At 53.0% G+C, this 16,981-nt stretch carries 10 protein-coding genes; 9 read left to right on the forward strand and 1 reads right to left on the reverse strand.

Annotation, left to right across the window (positions count from 1 at the left end; translation table 11 throughout):
* Positions 1 to 132: 132 nt before the first annotated feature.
* The 9 genes from HFP08_RS07440 to HFP08_RS07480 all read left to right on the forward strand — a co-directional run bounded on the left by HFP08_RS07440 (position 133) and on the right by HFP08_RS07480 (position 14,764).
* Entirely contained in the window at positions 133 to 2,568 is a 2,436-nt protein-coding gene (locus HFP08_RS07440; RefSeq protein WP_168119961.1) for a DUF4832 domain-containing protein, read from the forward strand.
* Positions 2,569 to 2,728: 160 nt separating this feature from the next.
* Positions 2,729 to 3,307, forward strand: a complete 579-nt coding sequence (locus HFP08_RS07445) for a DUF2179 domain-containing protein (protein ID WP_168119962.1) — start codon at positions 2,729 to 2,731, stop codon at positions 3,305 to 3,307.
* A gap of 77 nt (positions 3,308 to 3,384) precedes the next feature.
* Complete coding sequence (locus HFP08_RS07450; RefSeq protein ID WP_206109203.1) at positions 3,385 to 4,218, forward strand: helix-turn-helix domain-containing protein; 834 nt, start codon at positions 3,385 to 3,387, stop codon at positions 4,216 to 4,218.
* Between the two features lie 155 nt (positions 4,219 to 4,373).
* Positions 4,374 to 5,594, forward strand: coding sequence for a TolB-like translocation protein (locus HFP08_RS07455; RefSeq protein WP_168119964.1), 1,221 nt, complete (start codon positions 4,374 to 4,376; stop codon positions 5,592 to 5,594).
* A 534-nt stretch (positions 5,595 to 6,128) separates the two neighbouring features.
* Entirely contained in the window at positions 6,129 to 8,426 is a 2,298-nt protein-coding gene (locus tag HFP08_RS07460) for a helix-turn-helix domain-containing protein (RefSeq protein ID WP_168119965.1), read from the forward strand.
* A gap of 858 nt (positions 8,427 to 9,284) precedes the next feature.
* Positions 9,285 to 10,199 (forward strand): ABC transporter permease, encoded by a 915-nt coding sequence (locus HFP08_RS07465; protein WP_346768725.1) that lies wholly within the window; start codon positions 9,285 to 9,287, stop codon positions 10,197 to 10,199.
* 16 nt (positions 10,200 to 10,215) lie between these two features.
* Positions 10,216 to 11,076 carry a carbohydrate ABC transporter permease gene (locus HFP08_RS07470; RefSeq protein ID WP_168119966.1) on the forward strand — a complete coding sequence of 287 codons (861 nt, stop codon included), beginning with the start codon at positions 10,216 to 10,218 and terminating at the stop codon, positions 11,074 to 11,076.
* Positions 11,077 to 11,138: 62 nt separating this feature from the next.
* The gene (locus tag HFP08_RS07475; RefSeq protein WP_168119967.1) at positions 11,139 to 12,752 is read left to right on the forward strand and encodes an extracellular solute-binding protein; all 1,614 of its coding nucleotides are present in this window, start codon (positions 11,139 to 11,141) and stop codon (positions 12,750 to 12,752) included.
* A gap of 293 nt (positions 12,753 to 13,045) precedes the next feature.
* Positions 13,046 to 14,764: a DUF2207 domain-containing protein gene (locus HFP08_RS07480; protein WP_168119968.1), complete on the forward strand. Its 1,719-nt coding sequence runs from the start codon at positions 13,046 to 13,048 to the stop codon at positions 14,762 to 14,764.
* Positions 14,765 to 15,235: 471 nt separating this feature from the next.
* Here HFP08_RS07480 and HFP08_RS07485 read toward each other — a convergent pair whose 3' ends face one another.
* Complete coding sequence (locus HFP08_RS07485) at positions 15,236 to 16,969, reverse strand: hypothetical protein (protein WP_168119969.1); 1,734 nt, start codon at positions 16,967 to 16,969, stop codon at positions 15,236 to 15,238.
* Between the last annotated feature and the right edge of the window lie 12 nt (positions 16,970 to 16,981).

Below are 16,981 nucleotides of genomic sequence, written 5' to 3' on the forward strand. Positions count from 1 at the left end.
GAGGGAAAACCTCACGTCCGGTTTGATGAAGGGGGAACTGGAAAGTAACTAGAGGGCTTGCGCCCTCCAACGAAATTCAGTTCTCTACTCTACTGAAAGCGTTTACCGAAATCGTTACAGGAGGGAATATTAATGAAAAAAATGTTCAGGTGGCCGGGCATGCTAAGCTTGCTGGCCATTGTACTCGCTGTCGGGGCAGTAAGCTGGCCGGTCCAGAAAGCGAATGCCGATGTGGGGACGTTGACTGTCAATTTGTCGGAAACCTCAGAGGCGTTCAAGAACCCCAATAGTGGCTTCAGACCATCGGTGTATATCGGAAGCACGAACTTTCCGGACAAGGAGTATACGTCGATCTACAAGCAGTATATTCCGTATACGGATCTGGAGAATCTGGCGTCCGATTCGGTGCAGAAGATCAAGGACTGGAGCAACACGGCTTGGGCTGGGCTGGAGAGCCGCAACTTGAAGGTCGTGCCCCGGGTGGTCATCGTCTATCCGAATGTGGGCGAATATTGGCCGGACGGCATTCCGCACGGCGATCCGGCAGGACAATGGCTGTCGGATACGTATAAGAACAGGATGATTGCCTTCATCGACAAGCTCGGACAAGCCTGGAATGATGATCCGAGAGTCGCTGCGGTGGAGTTCGGCTTGTTCGGCAATTGGGGCGAGCAGCATATTTATCCCAATAAATTTGCGGATGGCACAGATCGTATCCCGCTTAGCTTTCAGCAGGCGCTTGGCGATGCTTATGTGGATGCTTTTCCTGATAAAAAGGTGATGGTGCGTTATCCGGAGACGTTCGTCGGCTATCCGTTCGGCATCCAGTGGGATTCCTTCGCACTGCCGGATGACGCCTCGGGCGGCAATGGCGAGGTCGCCAGAGATACGTGGAGGACGCAGATCAACAGCGGCGAGGTGGCCTATGATTGGGGCGATCAATCGAACCTCGGCGGCAGCCCCGACGGCACGCTCGGCAGCGTAAGCAACACGAACTATGTGATCGACTGGATTATGAAGACGCATACGTCGAGTCTGGGCTGGATTGCGGAGTACAATGCGAGCAATTCCGCCGTTGAGACCGGCGCGACCGCCATGCAGAAGGTGCTCGGTTATCGTTATGTCATTAACCAGGCGTCCTTCTCCGGCAATGTTCAGCCGGGTGGAACGATGGACGTGTCGTTCAATGTCACGAATAAAGGTTCTTCGCCGTTCTATTATGATTGGCCGGTAGAGGCAAGCCTGCTGAATGCGGACAAAACGGTAGCCTGGAAGGGCGTGTTCAATGCCGATATCCGCGACTGGCTGCCGGGAACGGATTGGAACACAAGCTCGAGAGCGTATAACAATGCTCCGGCAACGAATGCCGTTTCAGGTTCATTTACCATTCCTGGTAATCTGGCAAATGGAACCTACACGCTCGCCTTATCCATTCTTGATCCGGCAGGCTGGAAGCCAAGCGTGAGATTCGCGAATACGAACTACTATACGGGCGGCTATACACCGATCGGGAAGGTCGGCATCGGCGGCGACCCGGCGAATCAGAATCTGGGATCGTTCAATAGCTTGAAGAGCGACAATACGTTATCGTACAGCTTGATCAGCGGTCCATATGATGGCGGTATAACCGACGGCGGCGATAGTGGAGACGGGGGAGATGGCGGCAATGGAGACACCGGGGGAAGCAGTGCGTCCTATGAGGCGGAAGCATCCGGCAATACCTTGCTCGGAGGTGCGGTCATCAGCTCATGCTCCAACTGTTCGGGAGGCAGTAAGGTCGGCTACGTCGGCGACAACAGCGGAACGCTGCAATTCAACGGGATTAGCGCAGGTGCGGCCGGTTCTGCGACTGTGACGATCAGCTATTTGAATGGCGGGTCTGCCCGATCTGCCCAGATGAGCGTGAACGGAGGCGCGGCCGTAACCGTTAACTTCCCGGGTACGGGAAGTTGGACGACGATAGGGACCGTGCAGTCGCAGATTAACTTGAATGCGGGCAACAACACGATCAAGTTCTCAAATCCAAGCGGATGGGCGCCGGATTTTGACCGCATCGAGGTAAGTGCAGGCAGCGGCGGGGGAGGGAGCACGCAGCCGCCGGGAGGCGGAAGCACACCCACACCGCCGCCAACAGGCTCGGGGCTGCTGCTTGACGACTTCGACGGCTCTCCTTCATGGCCGGGCAGCAACGATCTGGACAATTGGGCCGGAGCGAACAGCTTCACGAATGGCGCCGGGGTCATTGAGAGCGGCGCGTTAAAGCTTCAATATAATAACAACGGCTGGCTTGGCACCGATGTGAACCAGGATTTGAGCGGCTATTCCAAGATGGTCATACGGGTGAAGGGAGCCGCTGGCGGAGAGCAATCGGACTTCAATCTATCTATCGGCGGCGTGGAGAAGAGCCTGGAGTCATTCAGCGGCGACACGATTACGACATCCTACAAGGATATTGAAATCGACTTGGTCGCAAACGGCGTGAACCGCAGCGCGCCGGGACAGCTGACCATGACCTTCTGGCATGGCGGCAGCGGCACGATCTGGATCGACGAGATTCGGTTCGAGTAGTGCTCCGGCAGCATCTCATTTGTCACCGGCCGCCCGAAAGCTTATAATAGACTCAAAGTAAAGCACTGTATGCAGAGAATGGGAATCCCATTATCTACACGGTGCTTTTTTATTTGAATCGTGTCGGCTGCAATGGTTACACAAGAAAGGAAGTGAGTTTATGTTAAGCGCATTATTAGTCTTTGCCGTGCAGCTATTGTACGTGCCCGTCGTCATTATGAGAACGATCCTTGCCGTGAAGGGCATGAAGAGATCGTCAGCGGCAATCGGAATGGTGGAAGGCTTCAGTTACGTATTCGCTCTCGGTCTGGTATTCAGCGATCTCTCCAATTACATGAATATGATTGCGTACGCGCTTGGATTCGGGGTCGGCGTTTATCTTGGCGGCTTGTTAGAGGAGCGGCTGGCTATTGGCTATGTTTCCATTGAAGCGAATATTCCGCACAAAAATACGGAGCTGATTAATAAGCTTCGGGAAGTCGGATTCAGCGTGTCGGTCAGTGAAGCCGAAGGCATGAATTCCTTGCGTTTCCGCCTGGATTGCACAGCCAGAAGAGACCGGGAGAAAGAGTTTTACAAATTGGTCGCCCACTATGAAGCGCAAGCGTTCGTCGCGACCTACGAGCCGAGAAATTTCAAAGGCGGTTATATTACGAAAGCCATGAAGAAAAGAAGCGAGTTATTCTATAAGAAGAAACAACAAGAGGAGGAGGCGAAGAAGCAGTTGGATGCGCATTGAAAGGACGAAGGAGAAGGATCCCCATGCATGGATAAAACGTGGTACGATGACAAGAAACAGAAATGTTGGGCGGGATAATGATGGACTATGCGTTTTTTGAAAGCTTTCTTCCGCGGATTAGCGAGGTTACGAACCGCGGCCTTCCGCGATGGGAGCGGTCGAACTATCAGATTGTAAGAGATCGGACGGCGCTTCATTCACTCGGGTATGTCTACAGCGGAGAAGGCGTACTCGAGTATGCGGGGAAGAGCAGACAACTCGCAGCAGGAGAGCTGTTCCAGCTTTGCCCGGGTCATGCGATGAAGATCGTCTCCAGCAGGGAGCATCCGCTTGCCTTTTATTCCTATCTGTTTCGCTATCGCGTCGTGAACTGGGAGCAAAACGCGATTTCGGGCGAAGAGACCGGAGGTCCGCTGCCGCTCGAGCTCCTGCATGCGGGAGGCCAGATGCAAGCGGTGGAAGAGCATTTCCGCAAGGCGTACGAGCTGTGGTCGGCCAAGGATACGGGGTATGACTGGCATGTCAAGCTGCAGTTCCTGCAAACCTTGAAGCTTCTGGAGTCTCTCGGACGGTTCAGCGTTCACGGTTCGAGCGGCAAGGAAGCGGTTCAGCGGGCGATCGAACGAATGAAGACGGATTATATGCGGCCGCTGTCGAGGAACGATTTGGCCGAAGCGGCGGCTGTATCGCCAGGCTACTTCTCCGCATTGTTCAAGACGCATACAGGGGGTAATCCGATCCGATATTTGAACAAAATTCGGCTTGATCATGCCAAGCAGCTGCTAAGGGACACTGACGCGCCGATTAAGGAAATCGCGGAGCAATGCGGCTTCGAGGATTCCTTCTATTTCTCTAGACTTTTCCAGAGAGAAACGGGAATGTCCCCTAGAGCGTACAGGAGTTCGATCTGACAATTATCCAGCTATATCTTCTTTTTCTTCATGTACCGCAAGGGCGGCGCATTGTAAAGTGGAGTTAAACAAAAGCTCGAAAGGGCGGAAGAAGAGAAGATAAGCCCCAATATTGCGGCAGTTTCATAAATCCGAATGAAAGCGAGGCAACGCTTATGCCGTCTCGAATGAATGCTCCCTTCATCAGACCGTTTCCTGTACAGAATCGTTGGTGCGTACACAGCTATTATACGATCAGCCCGTACGCGCCCGACGGTTCGGGAAGATTGCTTCTGGCGGGGGCCGATCTGGATCGCGATACAGGCGAGGTTCTAGTTCTCTCCAAGGATGGCGAGGTGATGGAAAGATTCGGGGAAGATAAGCTGACGACAGGCTTCTATCATACGGGGAGATGGCAAACCTGGAGTCCGGACGCACGGTTCGTGTATTATCAGAGCGGCAGCATGAGGCAGCCGCGCATCGTCCGCAGGGAACTGGCCACCGGCGAGGAACGCTCGATGGAGGGCGATATGGAAGGCGCGCCTCCCTTCGGAGAGCCGATTCTCTCCGGCTTGCTCGGCATGCTGTATGCGGCGGGCTACGGAGACGGGATGTTCAAGCCGGAGGAAGCGCCCGTTCCCTTCTTGCAGAGAGAGCGGCACGGTCTGTTTCGCTGCTCGCTTGAAGACGGGAGCAGCAAGCTGGTTCTCAGCACGGCCGAAATACTGGCGTCCCATCCGCATAAGCTGAAGCTGATGCAGAGCGACCAAGAGATGAAGGCTCGCTGGGGCGACGGCCTTACGCTGATGGCCTATTGCGCGCGCTGGAGCCCGGACGGGGAGCGGGTGCTGTTCTTCTTCGGCAATCATTGCGTCGACAGGAGGCGCGGAGAGCCAAGGCTCACCTACATATTCACGGCGGATAGGGAACTGAAGGAGATTCATCTGGCGCTGGATCTCAGCTACGGCGTTCCCGGCTTGCATTGGTCCTGGCAGCCGGACGGCGAGATGCTCGTAGGCTACGGTCCCGATCCCGACGACGGCTCGCGATTATGCCTGGCGGAGGTCAGATATGACGGCACGCGATATCGCAAGATAAGCTCCCATAACAGCGGAGGTCATCCCAGCGTCTCGCCGGCGAATGCGAATCTGCTGGTAACGGACGATTATGGAATACCGGGAGAGATTTCCTTCATCGACAAGAGCTCCGGCGAAATTTTGCGACAGCTGCATCTGCCGCGCACGCTCGGCGATGTCGAGCGGCGAGGCCGCAATCGATATCGCGTCTGCCTTCATCCGACCTTCTCGCGCGATGGCAGCAAGCTGCTCGTCAATACGCTTGACGGCAAAGACGCGGTCGCGTGCGAGATTGATGTGGAGCAGGCGCTGGGTATGTAGAGTCAGGGAAGGAGTACTCGCAGCGGACATTTCATGAATGCAGAGTTGTTTTCGGGCAGAAATCATGCTCGTTTTGATGTGCGTTAGAGCCTCATCCCAGGCCGCAGTCCACGCTGTAACGTTGGTAGCCAGCGCTACAGCCCCCACGCGGCCTGTTTTCCATGCTGCAACGTTGGTAGCCAGCGCTGCAGCCCCCATGCGGCCTGTTTTCCATGCTGCAACGTTGGTAGCCAGCGCTACAGTCCCGATGCGGACGGCTTTCCCCTCTGTAACGTTAGTAAACAGCGTTGCAGGATCGAAACAGCGCGGTACCGCGCATTTACGCTGATTACTTTTGAGAAGGATGCCATCAGGTGTTTTTCTCATTCTTAGAGCTCAATAATGAAGCGAGGCGAAAGGGTTCGTTTTTGCGAAAGGGACGAATTTTGTAACCGCTTCCCAGCAGCTCCCCGTTTGTTATAATAAGATACAATCATTGCAAGGGGGCGGGTCGCGCTGCTGAATCTGAAGGCAAGGGGAGTCCGGAAAGTCACTTTGTTCTGGCGTTTTTTTGTAACCTTTCTCGTATTCATTCTCGTGCCATCCATGCTGGCAAGCTTGTTTATCTATACCTACGTCACGAGTCTGCTGGAGCGCGAGATGGAGAAATCGAGCCAGATCGTGATTGGTCATTTCGCGGATCGGACCGATGAAATGATCAATGCGCTTCAGAACGACATGATCAAGCTGCTCGGCTATCCCGGACTTGACCGATATTTGAGGATGCAGGACGAAGAGTCGGATTCCATCGACCGCAACGAGCTGCTAGGAACCTTTATGTCGCAGATGTCCGCGATGGTTGCGGGGCATCCGCTTGCTTCGGATGCGTATTTGGTGCTGACCGGCCATGATTTGGTCGTTCACCCGACAGGAAGCTTCGGAAAGCAAGTGTTCTTTTCCTATATTAATCATTTCGCCGACATGTCCGAGGATCAACTGCAGACCATGTTCAGCGGGACCAAAATGATGTCGTTCACCGCCATGCGCACGGTCGAGGAATTTGCGCTGTACGATAATTTGAAGCTGAATTCTGGCAGGTATACATCGGCCATTATGAGCTATCCCTATAATTCGCCCGATCCGAAGGCTTATTTGGTCGTCAATGTCGATGCCGAGCAGCTGCGAAGTCAGATACAGATCCGCAACAGCAATCTGTTCGAAACGGCAATCGTTAGCCGAAGCGGCGAGGTGCTGACGTATACGGGTGAGGGAATGCCGAGCAGCGAAGCGCTGATGCGGGCGATTACGTCGGATAATGGATCGGAAGTTCGGATTCGGACGGGCGACAGGGAATGGAGGGCGTTCGGCCATCAGCTTGGCAGACATGATTGGTTCTATGTCGGCCTGACGGATATTAAGGAGCTGAATCGAACGGGAGATCAGATCAAACGAGGAAGCATTCTCCTGCTGCTGCTGTTTCTGCTAGCCGGAACGATGCTCTCCTTCCTCGTCAGCAGAAGAATGCATACGCCGATTCGGGAAATCAAAGAGGAGCTGGAGACGGGCCGGCGCAAGGCGAATCTGCCTCATGACATGCCGGGCAACGAGCTGGAGCAAATACGTTCCTGGGCGAAGCATCTGATGCTGGAGCATCAGGATATGTCCGTTCAAATTAACGGGATGTCGCCGATTATGCATGAAATCTTTTTGGGCAAAATATTGCTTGGAGAATTCCGGGATGAGCTGTCGATCGACTATTACGCGAAGGAAATCGGGTTCCGCATGCTCCCGCAGCTCGATCTTGCCGCTCTTTGCATTGAGCTGGTATTCGCGGTCGATGTAACGGAGACGGGCAAGTCCTATTTGATGGTCGATTTGAAAAACAAGCTGGAGCGGTTGTTGCGGGACGAGGTGTGGCTTTGCTCCTTGCACAAAGACCTGCTTGTATGCGTGCTGCAGCTCAGAAGAGGAGAGGACTCGGATCGGGAATCGCTCGAGAAGGCCGATGAAATCGCCGAGCTGCTCGGACGGCAAAGCGATCGATACCGCGCCGCGATCGGCGTTGGAGGCAAGGTTGCGACGATGGCCGAGCTGCATCGTTCCTATCAGAGGGGCAAACGTCTGCTCCGTCTGAAAAGTCTGGACGAGAGCGTGATCGTCTACAGCGGCTTGGCCGAGCCCGAGGAGAAGACGACGCTTGACAGCTTCTTGCCGGCGGAGCAAATCAGCCAATTATTGAACTGGTATCGCGGGGGCCATTATTCGGCAATGCTCGAGCACGCATTGGAGCGAATCGAACAAGCCGAGTCGCAGAACGCCGCCGCCGTGTCGGTCAAGCAGCTCAGCTCGGATATGCTTAACGCCTGGATCCGCACGGTCGCCGCCGACAATCGGCATGATTTCAGCCTGGAGCAGTTTACCGCGTTGTACATGCGATTGGAGGAGTGCTCGACCTGGGAGGAGCTTCGCCGGTTTTTCCGAGACACGGCCTCGGAGCTGTTCGTCGAGACGGAGACGGGCAGCCGGGCCGAGCAATTTCGGGAGTCGGCCGACTATATTCGAACGCATTATGCCGAAGACTTGACCATCGAGCAACTGGCGAGCGGCATGAACATGTCTGTTGGACATTTCAGCAGAAGCTTCAAGGACGCGATCGGCGAGAAGTACATCGATTATTTGACCCGCTGCCGGATAGAGGCCGCTCAACAACTGCTGCTGGAGAGTGATAAGAGAATTGACGATATCGCGATAGAGGTCGGCTATTTGGGCCGCAACTCCTTTATCAAGACCTTTCGCAAGCAGGTCGGCATTACGCCGGGCAAATATCGCGAGGCTTGCAAATCCGGGTCCTGATGGGGACGAATATCATTTTTTCGGAATCCGTTATGGTTTTTAACCGTAGCGGATTTTTTGGTGTTGTTTAGGAAATGAACAATTTCGACTGTTGTGGACAATCGGTTCATATTTATTTCTAGCGACGGCGTCCGTACGGGTCATGTTCGATTCTAACGAAGACTGATAACGTTAAAGTCCCTATGCTGCATGACTCCAAAATCTAACGAAGATCTGTAACCTTATTTGTCCCTATTGCTCGATTACAAGTCCATTTTTGCTGGAATAGCGATACGAATCTTCGTTAAAATCCAGATTCGGCTGATTTCGAGTAAATAACGTTATGACTATTCGTTAGATGGGGGAATATACCTCAAAATAGAGAGAACATATTGTTGCGAATATACAACATCATTAACGATTCTGTAGCTTTTTTGATGGAAATGATGCGAATATACAACTATTTGACCCTGATGTCCGCAGAAAAGTCGCTAATAGATGGCATATGATGCAACAACGTTGCCGTATTTGCATGAATGGTGGTAATAATGTTGCAGAATCGCAACAAGTTTTTGGTGTGCGATCGCCGCTCTCTGGAAGACTGAGGCTCTCCTGTTTCTCGGGCCGTTTCCCAACGCAAATAATGCCCCTTATATCGCAAATAACGCCCCTATTGCGGCGTTCCGCCCTTGAACAAGCCCATCCTCACAACTCGCCCCTTCTACAAAAATGGGCGCTATACGATATTCCGTCATGCTTGCTACGATGGGGACGTACAGAAGCACGACAACCAATCGACGAGTCAAGGAGGGGATCGTTATCGCTGCCTCAACACATCCCGAGGCGGTCCGCGCGGCGCAGCCGGCAACCGGCTTTCGAATGAAGGCCAGGTATACGTGGCGTCTTGTTCGCAAATTGAAGGTTTTTTATTTGCTTATGCTGCCGGGACTGCTGTATTACATCATTTTCAAGTATGTTCCGATGTACGGCATTTTGATCGGGTTTCAGGATTACTCGGTCGCCAGGGGCGTATTCGGGAGCCATTGGGTCGGGATGAAGCATTTCGTCGCTTTCTTCTACGAAACGCCCGACGCCTGGAAGCTGGTTCGCAACACGCTTTTGCTTAATGTGTATGATCTGATTTTTCATTTTCCCGCACCGATTTTGCTGGCGATTTTGCTTCATGAGCTCAAGAACGTCATGTTTCGGAGAATCGTGCAAACGATCAGCTACATGCCGCATTTCCTGTCCACTGTCGTCATCGTCGGCATGGCGGTCACCTTCCTCTCTCCGCAAACCGGCATCGTCAATCACTTGCTGGCGTGGCTGGGCCTGGAGCGCATTATGTTTCTCGGTCTGCCGGAATGGTTCCGCACTATCTATATCGGCACGACGATCTGGCAGCATCTGGGCTGGGGCACCATTCTCTATCTGGCGGCGATCTCCGGCATCGATCCGGTTCTTTACGAAGCGGCCAAGATGGACGGAGCCAATCGATTTCAGCAGATCCGCCATGTCACATTCGTCGGCATGGTGCCGGTCATTGTCATTCTGTTCGTGCTGAATCTGGGCAATATGCTGGAAATCGGCTATCAGAAAATCATCCTGCTGTACAATCCCATGGTCTATGAAACGGCGGATGTCATTAATACGTTCGTGTACCGAAGAGGTGTGCTCGGAGCGGATTTCAGCTTCGCAACCGCCGTAGGCCTGTTCCAGTCGGCCGTGGGCTTCGTGCTGGTCATTGCCGCAAATCGGCTTGCCCGCAAATATTCGGAAACCAGTCTGTGGTGAAGGAGGAGAGAACAACATGAGGATATCTGTATCTTCCCGCATTTTCGACGGATTCAACATCTTGCTGATGCTGCTTCTTGCGGCTGTCACCTTATATCCGGTGCTGTATGTTATCTCCGCATCGGTCAGCAATCCGGCGCTTGTGCAGGGAGGAGAGGTGAAGCTGCTGCCGCAGGGCTGGACATGGATCGCGTACGAACGAATTTTATCCAGATCGGATCTGTGGATCAGCTATTGGAATACGATTCGATATACCGTTGTTCAGACGGTATTGACGCTTATCGTGACGAGCATGCTGGCGTATCCGCTGGCAAGACGAATTTTGCCGGGCAAGCGCTTCTTATTGCTGATGATCGCATTCACGATGCTGTTCAATGGAGGACTTATCCCGACCTTCCTCGTCATTCAACAGCTTGGCATGCTCAATACGATATGGGCGATGGTTATTCCCACGCTTGTGAGCACATGGTATCTGTTCATTATGCGAACTTTCTTCGCAGCGCTTCCAAGCGAGCTGGAGGATGCCGCGACCATCGACGGCTGTGGTCCGCTTGGCGTGCTGTTTCGCATTGTGCTGCCGCTGTCGATTCCGGTTATGGTCACGATAGGGCTGTTTACGGCGGTGGGGCAATGGAATTCGTTTTTCGACGCCATGCTTTATTTGAGCGAGAGAGACAAGTATCCGTTGCAAATTCTGCTGCGAACCATCCTTATCGTCGGCAATACCTCGGATTCCTACGCGGAGGATGACGGAACCTTCGTCGAGACGGTGAAATATTCCTTGATTGTCATCTCGACGCTGCCGATTCTATGCGTATATCCGTTTATTCAGAAGTACTTCGTGCAAGGCGCCATGATTGGCGGCATCAAAGGATAGTCCCGATGTCGCGCACTCTGGCTATCTTATATAATGGAAAGAAGAAGGGGAGGCACACGAGCATGAAGAAGGTATGGAAAAAAGGGATTGCGACAACGGCGATCGTAACCGCGCTGGCTATGCTGTCCGGAGCCTGCAGCGGAGGAAGCTCCGGCAATGGCAATGACAACCCGGCGGCGACTAACGCGCCGAGCGGAGGCTCATCCTCTGCGCCGACGGAATCGGCGGGAGGGGGAAAGCTGTTCGATAAGCCGATGACGTTCAAGTGGCTGGTATCGGATCGCAAGGAGGCTCCTGTTCGCAATGATTGGCCGGTTTTCGACCAAATTCGCGAACTGACGAATGTAACGGTTGAATTTGAGCCGGTAGCTGACGGCATGGCCGAGAAGCAGCAAATTTTGATCGCAACGAATTCGGTTCCCGACTTTATGTTGACCGGCAACACCGATGCGCGAGCGTACGGGCCGGACGGCGTGTTTCTTGATTTGAGCAAATATTTGGATATTGCCCCGAATCTGAAAGCCTATTATGAGGAATATCCCGAAGCCAAGGCGGTTGTTACGGGATCGGACGGGGGGCTCTACGGCGTGCCGATGCTGGAGGGCACGGGCTTTAACTATTCATGGATTGTGCGCAGAGATTTGATGGACAAATACGGCATTAAGGACCCGACGAATCCAGATGAATTTTACAATATGCTGAAAACGCTTAAAGAGCATCACCCCGACACCTATCCGCTTGTGCCGGAACGAGCGACGAATCTCAGTGCCGAAAATCTGTTCTCACCGTTCCTGACAGCCTTCACTGGCCTTAGCGGATTGCTTGCCTTCGATCCGAACCAGCAGGAATATGTCTTCGCCCCCGAGAGTTCCGGCTTCAAGGATACGCTCGAGTATATGAACAAGCTGTATGACGAGAAGCTGCTTGATCCCGAGTTTCTCATTATGAAGTCTGCGCAATGGGAGGAGAGAATGCTGTCGGGCAAAGGGCTGGTAAGCTGGTTCTGGAAGACGCGTATTCAAATGTTCAACAACAATGCGGAGAAAGCGGGAATGATCGACGGCTACGAGATGGATACGATGCCGCTCTTCGCCTCTCCCGGCATAGAACCGTATCTGTTCTCTCGTAATATGGTCAGCGGGTCGGGAATTACCATCTCCGGCAAGATCAAGGATCCCGAAGCGGCTGTCCGCTTCCTTGATTTCCTCATGGGCGAGCGAGGTTCTGACTTATTGTCGCTCGGCATTGAAGGCGAGACCTATGAACGAGTAAACGGCGAGGCCAAGTTTCTGGAATCACTGGGTCCTGCTCCGTACTCGATTCTTCGCGGCGATTACGGTATATGGTATCCGGGCATTGCGCTCGACTTTGGCAAGTCGCGCGAAGCCGAGGTGTTGAGCGAAGCCGCCCAGCGAATCGAGGACTTATATCTGCCGAGGCTGGTGGAGGCTCCGAAGTCGCTAGTCATGACGCCGGCGGAGACGGATCTCGAGAAAGCGAAGAAATCGAATCTCAATACGTATATGGATCAGAAGATTTCCGAATTCATTGCCGGACGAACGCCGATTAACGACAATACGATCAAAGCCTTTGTCGATCAAAGCGTGAAGTTGGGCGCGCATGAACTGAGGGATATGTATAACGCATCCTACCAACGTACGTATGGCGGCAGCTAGGCGACCGCTGCCGACCAGGCGATGAATTGTGCGAGGCGCTTGTCTTATAGAAGTCCATGCGATTAGAAGCAGAAGCAAAGCCAACCTGTTAGGATGAACAGGCTTGGCTTTGTTTGCGTTATAAGCGATTAGTCTGGCGTTGTTCGGCAAACGACGCTAACCGATGCGCGACAGACTTCAGATTTCATATATGGACGGAATACGAATATACACATATAATTTACACAGAAACAACCATAAATAGACAGTTATGATTCCGATAGGATGAACATCGCGGGAAGGGGACAGGCTGTGTGATTAGAAGAGTAGTCGTTTTATTGTGTTTCATGCTCGTTTTGCTCATACCGATCATGTCTGTGGCAGCAGCGGAGGAACGATCCTTCGAGATTAAGAAGGCCCAGATAGATGTCGTTGTGGACAATGCCGGTAATTTGCATGTGACAGAGATGGACATTTATGAATTTAATGGCGAATATAACGGCATTTATATTGATCTGAACAGCAATCATTCGAATGGTATTCATGGATTTCAAGTGTTTGATGTGACGGCCGGAGCTCGGCAAGAACTGGAATATGAGTTGAACGAGGACGGGGACGAGCAGCACTATAAGGTGTATTCGGCTTCGCACAATGAGACTCGCGCCTATCAGTTCTCGTATGTTGTTGACAATGCGGTGAAGGTCTATGCCGATACCGCTGAATTGTATTGGAAATTTTTCGATGAATCGAATAGCAGCGACATTGCCTCTGTTCTCATTAACGTCAGGCTGCCGGAAGGGGCGCAGCCAGAGCAGGTGAAGATGTATGGCCATGGTCCGGACAGTGGCACAGTGGAGTATACGGAGGATGGCACGGTGTATTATGAAGTAGGACCGTTATCTGCGGGAGAAACGGTGGAGGCGCGCGTTCTGTTTCCTGTGGAGATCGTGCCTGACAGCGTCAATCGAAGCCAGGAGATGATGCTCGATAACATTATAGCAGAGGAGCAAGCGTGGGCGGATGCGGATGCAGCTTCATACGAAAGCAACGGTGACGATAGAGCCGATTTGGGATTGGCGCTGCTGCTTTTGAACATTGTCGTCGGGTTTATTGCCCGTATGAAGTACGGCAAGAAGCACAAGTCGGAGTGGAGGGACAAGTACTGCAGCGAGCTGCCGAATGACGTAACGCCTGCCGTCGTGAGCTTCCTGCGAAAGCATCGATTAAATGCTATTGATTTGTATGCCACTCTAATAGATTTTGTGAGAAAGGGATATCTTCGTCTGGAGAAAAAGGAGAAGGACGATTATGCCTTTATCCTGATAAAGTATGAGTGGAGTGAATTAGACCCGCATGAGCAATTGTTGATGAATTGGTTATTTCATGAACAGGGCCGAAGCGGGAGTTTGCGACTCTCTGAGCTGCGCGGGCAATCCGAGACCGAGGCCAAGACGTTTATGTCACGGTTTGGAGAATGGAAGAATGCCGTGAAAGCAAGAGTAGACGAGCTCGGGTATTACGAGTATCACAGTAAAGCATTCTGGGCTGTCCTGCTTCTGTTTTTCCTGCAATTTTTCGGTATTATGTTTCTGGCCTCGGAGAATGTGAACTGGATAGCCTTTTGCGCTTTGCCGCTGTTGTTTCTTCGGCCCAAGCGCAGACGAAGATCACGCTACGGGGAGACCGAATATAAGAAGTGGCAAGCGTTCAGACGCTATTTGCAGCAATACAACACATTGGATGTCAGAGAGCCTTTAAGCGTGTATGAATGGCAGCATTATTTCGTTTATGCCATTCCTTTGGGGGTTGCCAAGGGCGTAGCGGAGATGATGAAATCTCTCCTCCCGATAGATCAACGGGCGAATCTTCAGGATGATTACTTCTATATGTACGAATATACCAACGGGAGTCATTCATTCAATAGCGCGTTTAACAAAATAGCTGCTACAGCCAATCCATCAGACGATTCGGGCGGATCGTTCTCTTCAGGCGGAGGGGGCGGCGGAGGAGGGGGCGGTCGCGGGGCCTTCTGAGGGTTGCTGCAGAATCGGAAATGACAGTCCTGACGAATTGATTATTTCGAGTAACGAACATTTGCGTTTTAGGCGCTTCTCCCAACCTGATGTTTACAAAGTTGCTGAACCCCGCAAAGGTGGAGATCGAACAGAGCGGAAAGACGTCATTTTCAAATCTAACGAACGATATGAATGACGCTGTCGATTAACTGTGAATCACCAACTTGTAGAACACCTCAGCCGGAGCGTGATCTGAAGCTGCAGCGCTGGAAATCAACCTTGCAACCCAGTCTACAGTTAATCGACAGCCTCTGAATCTTCGTTGCAGTGCAGAAAGCGGCCCGGGATGGGGCTGTAACGCTGGTCACCAGCGCTAGATACACGCAGGCCTGAGCTTTAGGCGTTTAACGTTATGAATCTTCTTTAGAATCAAACATGACCTGACAGCTACCGCCAGAAATGAAAATGAACCGACGAAATTTTAGTGCTTTAGAGTATAGATTCAAAGTCCAGCGTGAAGCCGTCCGCATCCTTCTTGTACATGCGAATCTCGGAGGCTCCGAAGCGCTGCGTCCAGCAGTCGGGTCGGCCGAGATGAGGCGCGCATGCTTCTCTAACTGCATCGGATAGGAAGTCGGACACGGGGAGCCAAAGGCCGCCGCTGGCGTAACGCTTGCTCGAGCGCCACTCTGCCGGCAGCAGCCATTCGGCTGCGATGACCGCAGCGCCCTCTTCCGCATGTTTGCGCACAGCAAGCAAGGTACCCGAAGAAACGGATGTTCCGGCGACGATGATGAGGTTCGGCGAGCCAAGCTGATGCTCTTGCACGAACCCATCGTACACCAGGACGTTGTTTGTTGGATAGAAGAGCGGATGCACGTTAGGCTTATCAGGCAATACAGCACCGCTGCGGAGCGGGAAACGCTCCGCGGCATATTGCCGCTTTAGCTCATGTCTGGGAAAGTCAAAGCCGGGAATATGCATGTTGTTTCCATGAGCGGGAATCGCTCCGTGACTGAGCATATGCCAGATGCGGAACACGCTTTGCGATTCTGCCGGCATCGACAGCTCCCGGCTGCCAAAGGGGCGTTCGTTCTGACCGTAATTGCTGTCATCGGAGTGTATAAGAGCAATAGTGGCGGCCGCATCCTGATGGGTCCACCTAAGCGGATTGGCGGGTATGAATTCGCGAGTGAATTGCTGCCACACATCGCCGAATTCTGTGTTGCGGAAGCCGTCTGCTCCATAGCTCAGAAGGACATCCGCATTCTCGGCGAAGAGATGGCTGGGTCCCATGTAATAGCCCATTCGCAGCGCGGATGCGAATTCTTCCGGCGAATGGCCCGGGAAACCGGGCGTGCGCGTGAACCAGCTCCCGACATCGGGGCCCCATAGATCCGCGCATATCCACATCGGCCTGCCATATTGCTTTGCGGCGCCCAAGGCTGTTGCGAGCTGTAAGGATTGGAAGGATTCCTTCATTATTTTCGGACAAGGAGCCATTCCTCCCCTTGCTTGCGCATGGAAGAGAACGGGGAATACCTGCTCGGACAAGAGAGGCACGCTTGACGCGGCGGCTCCGGGAACGCCCGCATGAGCCGCACTGTCCGAATGAGCATTAGCAAGCAATGCCTGAACATGCTTGACGCGAGTCTCTACGGATTTCGTCACGCATTCGCGGGCATGATCCAGACGGGCTTGAGCATTAAGCGGCTGCTCCGATGATGAAGAGGAGGCTGCGCCATCGCCATTCTTCCAATGAGGGAACCATCCGTCCTTTCGATATTGGGCTGCATTAATTTGAAGATGCTCCGGTTCATCGTAGAGAATACCGATCAATCGTCCGGATGCGGCTGCTTCGAGCAGCTCGGCATCGGGAATATCGTAGCGGTTCGTTCCCTCTACCCATGGACCGTTAATGTTGCCGTATTCATTGCCGAGGCACAGGTCGATTCCGTATTGACAAGCATCGGCGAGAAGCTCGCGCTGCCCCTCGAATCCGGGAAAAACGTGATGAACATAGAAGTCCGCATGCAGCTCTCGAAGCGCTTTCATAAACTCTTGCCCTCGAGGCGCATCATCCTGAGACAAGACGATCCGGCCTGTTCCGGTACGCATCAATTGATCGGATGCCTGTCCCGCCCAAGGATCCTGCCATGCCAGAACGGAGCCCTGAATACCCAGCCTTGGCTGCGGCGCCCTTGAATCATTGGTTGAAGTCATTAATCTCGCTCC

The sequence above is a fragment of the Paenibacillus sp. HB172176 genome (assembly GCF_011947265.1).
Classification (GTDB): domain Bacteria; phylum Bacillota; class Bacilli; order Paenibacillales; family Paenibacillaceae; genus Pristimantibacillus.